Origin of the sequence: Acinetobacter sp. YH12251, assembly GCF_013417465.1 — a bacterium.
Lineage (GTDB): Bacteria > Pseudomonadota > Gammaproteobacteria > Pseudomonadales > Moraxellaceae > Acinetobacter > Acinetobacter amyesii.
In genome coordinates this window covers 111627-126099 of sequence record NZ_VPDZ01000015.1, presented here as the reverse complement: position 1 = coordinate 126099, position 14473 = coordinate 111627, and the positions used below count along the sequence as shown (strand labels likewise).

Here is a 14473-nt window from a genome sequence, read left to right as displayed (position 1 = left end):
CTCAGCAAATTATGAGTTTATGCACTGATCGTGGTGCTGTACATGATTTCGAACTCTTCAAACGAAACTTACATCAGATTCCGGCAGGTGCCTTTATCCTTGCAGATAAAGGCTATCAAGGGATTTACGCAGTGTATCCAAATAGCTTGTTGCCATTAAAAGCAAAAAAGCGCTGTAAATTGGATCCTGAACTAAAAATCTATAATCAAGAAATCAACAAAAGAAGAATTGGGGTTGAGCATGTATTTGGTAGTTTAAAAACTTTCAAAATCCTTGCCGAGCGATATCGTAATCGAGGAAAAAGACTGGGCTTAAGATTCAATTTAATTGCGGGAATCTATAATTTAGAGCTGAGCAAAAAATGAATTATGAAAGAAGTCTATTATAGAATATTTTAAGAATATTCAACCACATTCATTCTTTGTTTTTTGATCAAAACCCACTTTAAAAGTATTAAATATTTTTTTTAATTCAATTTCATCAATAGGCAACAATGGATTTGAGTAATTTAGTTTATCTACTTTATTAGATCCCTCTCCATTATAAAAACTATAACTGTAATTATATCTATACCCATATAAAATCTTAGATTTAGAAAAATATAATATTGACTCTGTTCCATAAACACCAGAATCACCCTCAATTTTCGATACAATTACACACTGATCACGATCAATAGTATAAATTTTAATCACATTATCAAGTATAGGGCCACCTTCTTCAACCTCATAATTAGTAATATATTTTTGTATTTTTTTAAATTTAACATCAATTTCATCACCGGTATATTCTAATTTTTTATTATTTACAGCTGTGCAGGCACTAGCTATAAACATACATAAGAATAAGAAAAAAATTTGTTTCACTAACTAATCCTTATTTTAAAATTTTAATTTTTTATATTTTCCAACACCAACTTCTAAAAGTTTAGGTTTTAAATCATGCCATGTTTGACCATTTGGATGTAGTTCATAATGAGGATTATCAACTATACTTTTCCATCGTCCACCCCATACCAAGCCTAATTTTTCACCAATAGGCCCTAACTTTCTATGATCATCTAATGCTTGATCACCTCTTTGTTTTGTAGTTAATTTATTACTATAAAGGACTATTTGCCCATCTCGTACAGAATATAAATCAATAGCTAAACCATATTGATGATAGCTACTTAACCCTTTAGCATTTGTATTTGAACTTGGCAACGCATCTTGCGCTGACGGGCTTCTATAACCATCTGTAACCACCCAGCAGATATTTAACTTTTTATATCCTTCATTTATCAATTTAACAACATAAGGCTGATAAACTGAATGTAGTTCTGCTATACGTGCCAAAGTCCTCTTGTAATGTCTTTCACCACCACATGCCTCTGGCAACAAACCTGTTACATTAATTGGCGTTAAAGCTTCAACTTTTGCAACAGGCGTCTGTTCCTGACTCTTCGATGATTCCTGTTTTACTGTGGGTATAGATTTCTGACTTGCATTCTGTTTATTATTTAATTTTTCTTCTTTATTTGAAGTAAAAGATATTTTACGGTCATAAACCTTTAGCTTTTGATTTTTGACCAGTTTGACATCGCTTAATCCATTTAGTTTCTTGATTTCATCAACTGTATTTCCAGTGAGTTTTGCAATCAATGCTAAGGTATCTGTTTGTTGTACCACGATAATCTTAATCGTTTCTTTTTGAGCCGTAGCTTTTGGTAAAGCTTTTGCTTTACTCTTATCGATAGATATCGACACTTCCTGTTTCTTTGTAGGAATTTTAAGGACTTGTCCTGGATGAATATCTGTACCACTTTTAAGTTTATTTATTTCTATCAGTTCTGCTGTAGTAGTATGATTATCATCAGCAATTCTAGATAAGTAATCACCTTCAGCAACAATATATGTCGATCTAACATAAGTACCTGTTGCTACATCTTTTGCCGAAAGATTTACACCTTTTAATAAAATTTTAGGACTACGAATAATAAATATTGTTTTTTCACCTATAAGCTCGAATTTAACTTTAGATATATATTCCCCAGAAACTATACTTTTTATATGAACATCAATAATTGTTCCTACTGGGCGTCTAATCCATACTGACTCTCCATTATCACTCGTAACATGATCAGAAATCAAAATCGAACCAACCCACAGTTGATGAAATAAACTATTAATCGGCTGATCTAAAGCATCTAAAAATTTAATATTCGCTAAACAATCCATGGTTAAATTTCATCTCCATGTTCTTCATATGAATCACAACTACATTTAATTTCAAAATCTACATCAACACTTCCATCATCTAATGAAACTGTCCATTCACCCTCAGTGCCAATAAGGATATCGTGGTTTTCATTATTAGATTTACTCAGCCTTTTTGTACGCCCGTGTTCATCTAAAGTGCCAGAAATGTAAGTATTATTTTTATTATTTATTAACTTATATTTAATATCTGAAAAATCAGCTTTATAAAATAAGTCATAAAAGTCCCATTTATTCGTAAATATCTTTTGGTTATTCCTCGGTAATGCAATAATTTCTCCTTTGACCTCATTCCCTCCCACAAAACTATGCTGCCCCGCCTTACTCTCAAACTTGCCGCCTGTTGTTGTAAATATTCCACTGCTATTAATTTTCAGCTGTGAACCGCCTGCGGTCAGCACGATTTCTTTAGGACTTGTAATTTCAATTTTATCTTCCGTTGAAATGAGCTTAATCACCTTTCGTGCAATTGCTTCAATAGCATCATCTTGGGCTTGTAATTCAACTTTCCCTTTTGCGGCGTAAGCACTCAGGCCCTTTTGAGCCGCAAACAGACTGATTTTGTTTTGTGCATGACTGACAATATTCTTTTGAGCACTGAAATTAATCGAACCTTGCGCACTTTCTGCAATATCCTGCGAGGCTTGTAAAACAATATCTTCCGGTGTAGTGAGTGCAATACCATTAGGTGATGCAAGCAACATCAACGCTTGGCGGAATAATTTGCCTTGTTCTTGTTTTGCCGCTGTATTGGATTTTTCTAAACCTTGCGCATAGCCTTCCATAAAGCCTTGTACTTTTTCTAATGCTTTTATGGGTGTCATCGCTGGTGGTAAACCAAAACCACCATTATTCAACAAATCATCGGGATTAAATTTGATGTCTTCGATCAATTTACCCACATCTTTTAATGCTTTTAATGGATCCTCTTTTAGGTTGCTTTTCAGACTTGCGACCCGCCCTTGAATCACATCCTTACCATTTTCTTCAATATGATCTATGACAGACTTTAAGTTATCAAAGGCATCTTCGGCATCATTAAAAAATGCTTTAAATTCTTTTACTGTACTTTTGACATCATGTGCGATTGAGCCCATTTCTGTGACAAAACTTTTACAATTCTTTAACGCTGCCAATGGGTCTCGACTTAAATCCTCCTTGAACAAATTTAAAGTCGCTTTGACAGCTTCGGCAGTACTTTTGATTTCTAAAGAGTTTATTAACTTCGGCAAACGATTAATCACATTTAATGCATCGGTCTGTTGCTTTACGGCTAAACCGCTCAGCATATTCATGCTCTGATGCCCTTGATTTAAAAGAGACTGAGCTTCAGCAGCAGCAAGATGATCGGCAACTGCTTTATCCTGCGCATAGGTACTAATAAGTAAACCTTTACCTGCACGCATTGCCCCCCAAGCATCCGTTCGCAGCTCAAAACCCTCTCCTCGACCATGGCTACTGTCTTGTTCTTTAGGATGGCTGAGATTACCTAAATTCAGCTGTGTCGCTGCATGACTACTTTGTAATTGGGTACTGATCTGCCCCGTCGTGTCATCAAAGCGCAGTTGGTTAAAGCCTGCTCCCGCAACTTCTTGCGAGCGGATACCACTGAGTTTTTTGGTTTCAGGAAGCTGACCTTTGAGGTCAAACATGGTCTGAGATCGTTCAGCTTCATGTATTCGTCCTACTACAAAGGGACGATCGACATCTCCCTCAAAAAAGTCGATAACCACAATCTCGCCAATACGAGGATGAAAACGTGCGCCATAACCTTCACCTGCCCATGGGGTCAGCACATCAACCCAAGCCGAGTCACTGTCATTATCATTACTCCCTGCTCCACCATCATGACTGTGGTCATCACTGCGGGTGAACGTAAACCGAACTTTGATACGCCCCCAAGCATCGACATAAATACTTTCACCTTCTGGACCGACCACTTTAGCCCGCTGTGGAAACGCAGGTGGCCGGTGTAATAAAGGATCATATTCAGGCACCACGGAAATTTGCCGACGGACCACATATAGGTCATTGGCCTGCCGTTCATCCCCTAAAGATAGCCAACGGCTCGCCGCAAGTAACTTTTCTAATTGAACCAAAATATCTTTGGGTAAATTATTCTGGTTATAAAATGCTTTGCCCAATATGAGAAATTCACGATCTGTCGTTTGATGTTGATCAATTTCAGGATGATTTTCTAATTCAAACCAATACCCAACTTGTGCATCCCTTACGCTACTGCTGGCGGTAAAATTTTTGGCTTGTAATTCCTGATATTGATTGAGTTGCCGATTCAACTGATCCAATTGCTGTGTATTTGAAGTGGTCGCCTGATCTGCACCTTTAAGGTCAGTTGTCCAAGCCGAACTTACGGTCCAAGCCTGCTCTAAACTTAAGGTTTCATTGTGCTGTTGCTCACTCTGTGCATGGGCGCTTAAGAGCGGATTACTTTGGTCTTGTTCCAAATATTGAGCTTGCCAACGCTGCGTTTGAATCGTGGTCGATTGTAAAAAGCGTTCTGCCACAAAACTGGTGATTGTGTCCAAACGTTCCGAGGCATGACTACGATGAAAGCGAATCTTTTTCCGTTCCAAAGCACTATAAGCTTGATTGGTATCAATTAAACGCAGCTGCTGTGCTTGCATTGGTGCAGCCGAAAATGCAACAAATAACTCAGCTTCATCAATTAACCAATTGATCCCTTCACTGCGCCAAAGGCGGGTTAAAAATGCATAATCACTTTCATTCGCCTGCATGGTAAATGGACGCACATCATAAGTACGTGCCAGCCCCTCTAAGTTCAAGCTTAAACTGGCAGCAAACAGCGCACTTTTTTTCTGCCATTCACTAAAAATAATCTCGGTCATCTCCCGTACCGATTTATTCATAAAGACACGGCTGTTACGACGCTTATGCCAGAGTGCTGTGGCATCCTCAATCACCAGCTTATAAACGGTCAATGCACCATCACTTTGACCTTGGCTTGCACCTGTAATCACACCAGTCAGGCGACTGAGTTGTCCCAAATCTGTCACTTGATCGACAGCCACTCGGCCGCCTATAAACTGCTTTAAAGCCAAATGAGCATTGGTCGAGAGACAAATAATTTCCGCACGAAAGCCTTGATTGATACGGTGTTGACCTTCAATCCGTTGAATAAAAACTTCGGTGTTTAATGGTTCATTTGAGAAATGAATGTGTAGCGCACGTTTCTGTACGCTAAAGCCAAAGTTTTCCACCATGGCGTGAATATTTTTAAGCATTGTTATTATGTATTTAATTTTTTTAATGACGGCATTTTAGGAAATGTTTATTTTTTCGTCTACCCTATTTTGCAAATAATTTGTTGAATTCTTCTTTTTGGCTTTCACATCACTTTAGGATTCAAGTGAATAGGAACATCAATACTGGATCATTTTTGCTGAGCTAACTTTTCGCAGCCGCTGAGATGCTGCTACACTCAAAATGCAATCTATAAAAAATTTTAAGCTCCATGATTACAATTGAATCCAAACTGCCTGCCCAAGGTGTGACTATTTTTAGCGTTATGAGTGCAATGGCGCAGCGTCTAAATGCACTGAACTTATCTCAAGGTTTTCCTGATTTTCCTGCACCTCCAGCACTGTTAAATGCGCTAAGTGATGCGACGCAACAGGGTTTTAACCAATATGCACCCGGCGATGGACTGATGCATTTGCGTGAGCAATTGATTCAACTGTTTGCCCATCGCGACCAATTAAATATTGACCCTCACACCGAAGTCACCATTACCCCGGGTGCAACCATTGGTATTTTTAGTGCCATTCAAGCCGTGGTTCATGCGGATGATGAAGTGATTATTTTTGATCCGAGCTATGACAGTTATGCGCCCAGTGTAAAATTGGTTGGGGCTCAACCCATTCATATTGCCTTAGAGACGCCCCATTTTACTGTGGATTGGAATCGTGTTGCCGCTGCGATTAACGATAAAACCCGAATGATTATTGTCAATACACCGCATAATCCAACAGGTGCTGTTTGGGGGCGTGAGGACTGGCTCAACTTGATCGAACTGATTCGAGATAAAAATATTATTGTGCTGTCGGATGAGGTCTATGAGCATTTAATTTTTGATGGTCGTCAGCATCTATCTGCTTTGTCATTTCCTGAGCTGCGTGAACGTAGTTTTGTCGTGGGTTCATTTGGTAAAACTTTTCACGTTACAGGGTGGAAAACTGGTTATTGCATTGCAGCGCCAGCCTTGATGCAAGTGTTTCGCCAAATCTATCAATTTGCCAATTTCTGTGGAGTTACGCCCGTACAAATGGCATTGGCTAACTTTATGGCAGAACATCCTGAGCACATTGCTGAATTGGCCGATTTTTACCAAGCCAAGCGTGACCGTTTCAATGCGGGCTTAAGCCACTCTAGATTTGAGTTGATTCCATCGGCAGGTACCTATTTCCAAAACCTTGATTACAGTGCCATACGCCCAGATTTAAGCGATGTGGAAATGTGTCAGTTGTTGGCAGAACAACATAAAATCGTGGCGATTCCTGTCTCGGTATTCTATCAAAAACCGCCGGAAAATTTACGATTATTACGTTTCTGTTTTGCCAAACAAGATGCCACCTTAGATCGAGCTGCAGAGATTCTCTCCGCGGTTTAAAGCCGTATCTGCCCAAACGTTTTTTTAAAACAGACATGTAGAAATAATGAAGCCTTGGTTACTCAAAAACTAAGGCTTTTTTGAATGCCAACATGATAGTGTTATCAGTAACTTAAAATCATAAAAAGCCGCGTCTAGGACCTGAGCATGTCAAAACAACAGTCCCTCGTTACTCAGCAAAATTTATGGAAAACGTTTTTAGTTTTTCTGGTGCCTTTGATCGCCACCAATATTTTGCAGAATTTATCTGGGACTATTAACACCGTTTTTGTCGGTCAGATGCTTGGGGTGCATGCCATTGCAGCCGTTGCGGTATTTTTCCCGATCTTGTTCTGTTTAATGGCTTTTGTGATTGGACTCTCGGCAGGTGCAACCGTGTTGGTGGGTCAAGCTTGGGGCGCGCAAAACCTTGAAAAAGTTCGTACTGTGGTGGGTTCCACCCTTTTTATGACCTTGATTGGTGGCAGCATCATTGCCTTTTTAGGGGTGATATTTGCCAAGCCCATTTTATTGGCCTTAGGCACAGCCCCTGACGTGATGCATTTATCTTTGCCTTATGTGCAATGGATGCTTGCGGGTAGTCCACTACTCTTTATTTATATTATTTACACCTCGATTTTGCGTGGGGTCGGTGACAGTACAACACCGCTGATTGCATCGGGTATGACCATTGGTTCAGGGCTGATCATTACACCAGTACTAATTGCAGGAAAATTTGGATTTCCAAGTTTAGGTATTATTGCCCCTGCCATTGCCAGTCATATCGGCTTTTTAATTGCCTTGGTGTTTTTATATTTCTACTTAAAAAAGAAAGATCATCCGCTCAAACTCGACTTCGAGTTGATTCGTCATATTCGCCATCAACATGATCTCAGCAAAATTATCTTAAAACTAGGCATTCCTACAGGTATTCAGATGGTCACGACCTCTGTGGCCGGTCTCGTGATTGTCGGTTTAGTTAACCGCCATGGTGCTGATGCTACTGCTGCATATGGCGCGGTCAATCAGGTTTTGAACTATATCCAATTCCCGGCCTTGTCCATCGCGATTGCAGCTTCTATTTTTGCCGCGCAAGCCATCGGTTCGGGTCAATCTGAATTAATTAATCGCGTGAAACGTACGGCCATCGGGATGAATTTCATTATTACTGGCATCTTGGTGGCATTGGGCTATTTGTTCTCTAAATATTTAATGGCGCTATTTATTACAGATCCTGAAGTTGTGGTTCTCGGTCAAGAATTACTGTTCATTGTGCTTTGGTCGATTTTATTTTTTGGTGCCAGTGCGATTTTTGCTTCCATTATGCGGGCTAGCGGAACGGTGACCGTGCCGATGATTATTAATATTATGGCGATTATTTGCATTGAAGTGCCGTGTGCCTACCTATTCAGTGAATGGTGGGGCTTAAAAGGCATTTGGTATGCCTATGCCTTGGCCTTTGTCAGCTTATGTATTTTACAAGGGCTGTATTACCAACTGGTATGGAGACGAAAAGCCATCAAAGTATTGCTATAAGGCTCGCTAATAGCGTTCAATGCCAATCCGCAGCTTTGCATCTCAATATGGAAAATCTTGTACGGATCCATGCATAAAGTTTGCCGTTAAACTGCTGTTTATTTTTCAACATTTGGTTTTATATCCTGTTGATTTATCTACACCTAGAACCAATTAAAATTAAAAATTGCATATTTTCAAACAATTACGGTTTGGCATAGATTTTGTTCTTATCCCTTTTATCTTTTAAGAATAATTGGGATGAGAAATTTTTTATGTCTAAACGTCAAATAAAGCTTGGGGCTTTTATTCCAACCACCTCACAGCATGTCGCGGGTTGGCGTCATCCTGAATCTCGCCCACAAGATCATCTCAATATTGATTATGCAATTGAACTGGCAAAAACCGCAGAACGCGGTCTATTCGATGCCTACTTTCTTGCCGATGGTCTGTCTGTCCGTTGGAGTTCTGCTGTCGAAGGTGAGAAAGGTTTGGGCGATAAAGGCGTCGGCTTTGAACCCGTCACATTGTTTGCAGCCCTGTCTGCTGTGACGCAAAATATTGGCTTTATTGCCACAGCGTCCACGACTTATGAAGACCCCTACATTTTGGCGCGAAAATTCGCTTCTTTAGATCATATTTCTAAAGGTCGTGCTGCGTGGAATGTAGTAACGACAGCCTCTGCCGATGCCGCAAAAAACTTTAACATTCAGCAGCACCCTGAACCCAAAGAGCGTTACGAACGTGCCGATGAATTTATTGAGGTGACTCAAAAACTTTGGGACTCATGGGAGGATGATACCTTCCATTACAACAAAGAAACTGGGCAATTTTTTGATGCCCGAAAACAACATCAGCCCAATCATCAGGGCCAATACTATCAGGTACTGGGTGCTCTCAACGTCTCTCGGCCACCGCAAGGCTATCCGGTGATTGTTCAAGCTGGGCAATCTGAAGATGGTCGTGAACTAGCCGGTAAATATGCCGAAGTGATTTTTACAGCACAGCAGAACTTAGCAGATGCGCAAGCCTTTTATCGTGATGTCAAAAACCGCTTAGTGAAATATGGCCGCCATGCAGATGACCTGAAAATTATGCCGGGGGTTTCGATTTTTGTTGCCAAGACAGCACAAGAAGCCCAAGAAAAATATGACTTTTTAAATAGTTTAATTCACCCAGAAGTGGGTTTAAGTTTATTGTCTGCTTTGGCAGGTGGCATTAATCTGGCCAAATTTGATCTAGATGCCCCTTTCCCGAAAATAGAAGATGCAGACATTAATTTCTCCAGTCGTCAGCAGATGATGATTGATATTGCCCGGAAGCACAATTTTAGTATTCGTCAGCTCTATCAATATATCGCTTCAGCCCGTGGACATTGGACCTTGATCGGCACGCCTGAACAAGTCGTAGACCAACTGCAGGAATGGTTTGAGAATGACGCTGCCGATGGTTTTAATGTACTGCCGCCAACAACACCTGCGGGGTTAAATGACTTTGTCGATCTCATCGTTCCTGAACTACAACGTCGCGGTCTATTCCGAACGGCATACGAAGGCACGACTTTACGTGAAAACTTAGGTCTAAAACGCCCTGAAAACCAATATGTTTTAGAAAAAAGACATACCTCCCAAGCCTCATAAACCAACGTTTAATAAAACTGAAAAACAAATGCCCCAACTGGGGCATTTTTATGGACTGATATTAATCCAACTTAAGCGATGATCATACTGACCTATATTTGATAAGCCTAAAAAAAGCCCTGAATTCAGGGCTTTTACATTGTCTAGGTGATGGTCAATTCAGACTTACCATGCAAATTTATAATCGGCAAATCGGTGAGATAAAGGTTCAAGCAACTGATCTTTTACTGGATCACTAAAGTCAGTCAAAATGTCATTTTTAATATTGGTCAGACGGACATCTTCGCGTTTACGCGGATGGGCTAAATGAATATCTACAATACGTTTAATTCGTCCCGGATGCGGCTGCATGACCACTACCCGATCGCTCAAAAATACCGCTTCTTCGACATCATGGGTGACAATAATCATGGTGATTTTTTCACTTTGCCAGATTCGCTGTAATTCATCCTGTAAATTTTGCCGCGTCAATGCATCGAGTGCGCCAAAGGGTTCATCGAGTAATAAAATCTGTGGTCGATTCACCAAACTCCGGGCAATCGCCACACGTTGATTCATCCCACCAGACAACTGCGAAGGATAAGCATCTTTAAATTGGGTTAATTTGACCAACTCTAAATGTTCATCAATCAATACGTCTTCTTCTGCACGGCTAAACTGGCTTTTATGCAGTGCAATCCGTACATTTTCCCGTACCGTCAACCATGGAAACAGGCGATGATCTTGAAACACGATACCACGTTCCAAACTCGTGCCCTGTATAGGCTGACCATCAACCAAAATCTGGCCCTGAAACTGACGCTCTAGACCAACCAACAACCGTAATAATGTGGATTTTCCGCAGCCACTACTTCCCACAATACTAATGAACTCACCCGGCTGAATATTCAGGTTAATGTCCTTAAGTACGGTTAAGTCTTCTTGCTTTTGTGTGGGATAATGTTTCGTTAGCTGCTGAATAGAAACCGAACCAGCTTGTTCTACGCTCATATCATTATTCTCTATTTGTGCTGACAAACTTTGCTGGACTAAACCTTAGAGTTTAGCCAGCGACACTTCCGTCGATTTAATTAACACCACCACCTCTGAACCTACTTTTAAATCTAAATCCTTCACCGAACGCGTCGTGATCACGGACGTAAAAAAGCCTGCTTTGGTTTCCACATCAATTTCTGAAACCACAGGACCCTCTACGATTTCATTAATCACGCCTTTGAATTGGTTTCGCACATTTACTGAAGTAATCGCCATTTTAATTATGCCTTTTGTTATTAAGAGAGCTTTACTATAAAACAGTTCAATCACTTGCTATATCTTGATTTATCCTTTAGTTATCCCGATTTTATTTATCTTAAAATCAGATAAATAATCCACGCATGAATTTATAGGTGAAACTGATATTTAAATATCGAATTATTATTTATCTTTTATTTTTAAATCTTTCATCATGATCTGCATTTTCAACAACTATAAGAAACGATATGTCTATTTTGACCCACCCTGCAGTGCCCTCTGCACTGAAACATAAACGGGCAACAGCGACAGTCTTTGCAGACCCGTTATCGCAAGCGTTGTTGTCTCGAATTGAACAAATTGCACCAAGTGAGGCCAATGCACTCATCATTGGTGATACAGGCACAGGAAAAGAATTGGTTGCACGCCAAATCCACCAATTAAGCCATCGTGCCAGAGGTCCATTTATCGCAGTGAACTGTGGTGCCTTTACCGAGTCATTAGTCGAAAGCGAATTATTTGGACATGAAAAAGGAGCCTTTACAGGGGCAATTAATAGCCGTGTCGGTTGGTTTGAAGCAGCCCATAATGGCACCTTATTTTTAGATGAAATTGGTGACCTGTCCTTGCCTATGCAAGTCAAATTACTCCGTGTTTTACAAGAAAGAGAGATCGTTCGAGTCGGCTCACTAAAATCCATTCCGATTAATGTTCGGATCATTGCCGCAACCAATGTCGATTTAGAGCATGCAGTACAAGAAGGACGTTTCAGGGAAGATTTATTCTACCGCTTACATGTGGCGTTGCTACGCATTCCACGTCTCTCAGAGCGTCGTGGTGACATTTTGCCTTTGGTTAAACACTTCATTCAGGTCTATCAAACCAACCCACATGACACACCATTACGCCTCAGCCCATTGGCGCTCAAGAAACTCCATTTACATAGCTGGCCGGGAAATATTCGCGAATTAGAAAATACCATTCAACATGCGATTTTAGTCAGTGAAAAAGGTGTGATTGAACCAGAAGATATTAGTTTTTCGAGTATTCAAAGTGCATCGTCGTTTTCGCGTGCAGAACCTTTTAACTTACAAAATGCCACCTCTGCTGTAGCCAACATCAAAGATATTCAAGATGCTGGACAGTTACTTGAGCAGACCTTTTTACAAATTTTTCAAGCCGCAAATCAACTGAAACAAGACAATATTAATGAGCTGATTGAAGAAAAATTTATCCGAAGTGCGTATCAGCACTGTCAATACAATCAAGTGCATACGGCTCGTTTGCTTGGAGTGACAAGGAACGTGATTCGCACTCGCCTAATTAAATATGGCTTATTATAAATAAGTCATATTTTTATTTATTCCACATTAAAATAATAATCCCAATAACTGATACATAAATATTCATCTACATTATTCTTTATTCATTGCATTATTTTAAATATAAAAAATCAGCAATAAAAAACCTCGGTATATCCCGAGGTTTTTATTTATTTTTCCATTTTGTCTAGATTATTCCACGGGGTTTCGTTTCCACGCTGTAAAGTATTTTTCTAGTCCAATCAAGAAATAGTTAAAGGATAAACCCACGAGGGTAATGACTAATATGCCTACAAACATTTGTGGAATTTCAAAGCTAAATTGCGAATAAATAATCAGATATCCCAGACCTGCTTTGGCACCAAACATTTCTACTGCAACTAAGGCCAAAATAGAAATTGCCCCTGCTAGACGGATACCGACAAAAATCGTCGGAACCGACGCAGGCAGAATCACTTTTCGGAACAATTGATAGGGTTTTAGGCCCATGGTTCGTGCCGATTTAATCAGTAAGGGATCGACCGTTTGTACGCCTGTAATAGTGTTCAATAAAATCGGCCATGTGCACGCATACACCAACAGGCTGATTTTTGAGGTTTCACCAATGCCTAAAAATAAGATAAACAGCGGCATCAACGCCAATGCTGTGGTATTTCGAAACAGTTCTAACAATGGATTTAAAGTTTCAGCCACGAGCTTGTACCAACCAATGATGAGACCCAATGGAATGGCGATCGCTAGGGCCAAAATGAAACCAATAATGGAACGCTTTATACTGGCCAAGAAATGGATGCCTAATTGACCGCTTTGATATAGCTGCCATGTAGTTTCCAATACCACAGATAACGGCGGTAAAAAAGCCGGATTGACCACACCACTCCGCGGCAGAATCTCCCACAGCAAGAAAAAAGCTACAATGGCAATGGTGCGTTTAAAGACCGTGTTTAACCAAGTGAATTGTAGTCTGGGTTTAATGTCGTTATACGATTGTGTATAACTGATGGCTTGTTTAGTCGATGACATAAATAAATCCTCTGAATATTTTAGTTATGTGCAAGCTGTTTATGTTTTTCGAGGGCTTGCGCTTTAATCACTTCTTCACTGAGCAATGACCAAATTTTATGGCGAATTCGGCCATATTCAGGCAATGAACGGACATCTTCACTGGAGCTGCGCAGGCTTTGAGGAATTTCAATCACTTCCTTAATTCGCCCCGGTCTTGAGGTCATAATCGCCACACGCTGACTCAGATAAATTGCTTCATCAATACTGTGAGTAATAAAAACAATGGTTTTTTTCGAGCTTTTCCAGATATTGATCAGCTCGGCTTGTAAGGTTTCTCGGGTTTGCGCATCTAGGGCAGCAAAGGGCTCATCCATTAATAAAATTTCTGGTTCATAAGCCAAACTACGGGCAATCGCAACCCGCTGCTTCATCCCACCTGAAAGCTCATTTGGATAATGCTTTTCAAAGCCACTTAAGCCTACAAGCTGCAAATAGTATTCGGCTTTTTCACGGCGTTCTTTTTTTGCTACGCCTTTGGCTTCTAGACCAAATTCAATATTTTCCAGTGCGGTTAACCATGGATAGAGCGCATATTGCTGGAACACAATGCCACGGTCTAAACCCGGTTGAGTAATCTGCTTACCACTCAGTAAAATCTGCCCTGCCGACGGTTTGGTTAAACCCGCAATTAAGTCTAATAATGTAGATTTTCCACAGCCACTTGGCCCCACGATTGAAACAAATTCACCCGGTTGAATATCCAAAGTGACATTTTCTACAGCAATAAATTCAGGCTTATAGTTTTTACTGCCGACATGGTTCTGTGCAGGAAAAACCTTACGCACGTGATCTAAATGTAATGCACTGGTCATT

12 protein-coding genes are annotated in these 14473 nt (G+C 40.2%); 5 read left to right on the top strand and 7 right to left on the bottom strand.

The genetic code is table 11. The annotated features are described in order from the left end of the window. Window positions 1–365 (top strand): transposase family protein (locus FTV27_RS13745; protein WP_257230018.1); only part of this gene is annotated, 365 nt, incomplete at its 5' end. Window positions 366–404: 39 nt separating this feature from the next. Here FTV27_RS13745 and FTV27_RS13740 read toward each other — a convergent pair. Genes FTV27_RS13740 through FTV27_RS13730 form a run of 3 tightly spaced genes read right to left on the bottom strand, consistent with a single transcriptional unit; the run spans window position 405 to window position 5521 of the window. Next, entirely contained in the window at window positions 405–866 is a 462-nt protein-coding gene (locus FTV27_RS13740; RefSeq protein ID WP_249749040.1) for a hypothetical protein, read from the bottom strand. A gap of 15 nt (window positions 867–881) precedes the next feature. Further along, on the bottom strand, window positions 882–2219 hold the full coding sequence (locus FTV27_RS13735; RefSeq protein WP_180079011.1) for a LysM peptidoglycan-binding domain-containing protein: 1338 nt from the start codon (window positions 2217–2219) through the stop codon (window positions 882–884). Window positions 2220–2221: 2 nt separating this feature from the next. Further along, the gene (locus tag FTV27_RS13730) at window positions 2222–5521 is read right to left on the bottom strand and encodes a type VI secretion system Vgr family protein (protein WP_180079010.1); all 3300 of its coding nucleotides are present in this window, start codon (window positions 5519–5521) and stop codon (window positions 2222–2224) included. A gap of 230 nt (window positions 5522–5751) precedes the next feature. Here FTV27_RS13730 and FTV27_RS13725 point away from each other — a divergent pair, with 230 nt between their 5' ends. The 3 genes from FTV27_RS13725 (at window position 5752) to FTV27_RS13715 (ending at window position 10040) form a co-directional block, all read left to right on the top strand. Then, a complete protein-coding gene (locus tag FTV27_RS13725; RefSeq protein ID WP_180079009.1) occupies window positions 5752–6906 on the top strand; it encodes a methionine aminotransferase in 1155 nt (384 codons plus the stop codon). 147 nt (window positions 6907–7053) lie between these two features. Next, entirely contained in the window at window positions 7054–8421 is a 1368-nt protein-coding gene (locus tag FTV27_RS13720; RefSeq protein WP_180035133.1) for an MATE family efflux transporter, read from the top strand. Window positions 8422–8675: 254 nt separating this feature from the next. Continuing rightward, window positions 8676–10040: an LLM class flavin-dependent oxidoreductase gene (locus FTV27_RS13715; RefSeq protein WP_180079008.1), complete on the top strand. Its 1365-nt coding sequence runs from the start codon at window positions 8676–8678 to the stop codon at window positions 10038–10040. A 165-nt stretch (window positions 10041–10205) separates the two neighbouring features. On the opposite strand, the gene FTV27_RS13710 is transcribed toward FTV27_RS13715, so the two are convergent. Further along, window positions 10206–11030 carry an ABC transporter ATP-binding protein gene (locus FTV27_RS13710; RefSeq protein ID WP_180079007.1) on the bottom strand — a complete coding sequence of 275 codons (825 nt, stop codon included), beginning with the start codon at window positions 11028–11030 and terminating at the stop codon, window positions 10206–10208. Between the two features lie 45 nt (window positions 11031–11075). Continuing rightward, on the bottom strand, window positions 11076–11291 hold the full coding sequence (locus FTV27_RS13705; RefSeq protein ID WP_067765474.1) for a molybdopterin-binding protein: 216 nt from the start codon (window positions 11289–11291) through the stop codon (window positions 11076–11078). A 230-nt stretch (window positions 11292–11521) separates the two neighbouring features. Between FTV27_RS13705 and FTV27_RS13700 the strand changes: the two genes are divergently transcribed. After that, entirely contained in the window at window positions 11522–12616 is a 1095-nt protein-coding gene (locus FTV27_RS13700; protein WP_180079006.1) for a sigma-54-dependent Fis family transcriptional regulator, read from the top strand. A gap of 171 nt (window positions 12617–12787) precedes the next feature. On the opposite strand, the gene FTV27_RS13695 is transcribed toward FTV27_RS13700, so the two are convergent. Both FTV27_RS13695 and FTV27_RS13690 read right to left on the bottom strand, forming a co-directional pair. Then, complete coding sequence (locus tag FTV27_RS13695) at window positions 12788–13618, bottom strand: ABC transporter permease (RefSeq protein WP_078194039.1); 831 nt, start codon at window positions 13616–13618, stop codon at window positions 12788–12790. A 20-nt stretch (window positions 13619–13638) separates the two neighbouring features. Beyond that, window positions 13639–14472 (bottom strand): ABC transporter ATP-binding protein, encoded by an 834-nt coding sequence (locus FTV27_RS13690; RefSeq protein ID WP_180079005.1) that lies wholly within the window; start codon window positions 14470–14472, stop codon window positions 13639–13641. Between the last annotated feature and the right edge of the window lies 1 nt (window position 14473).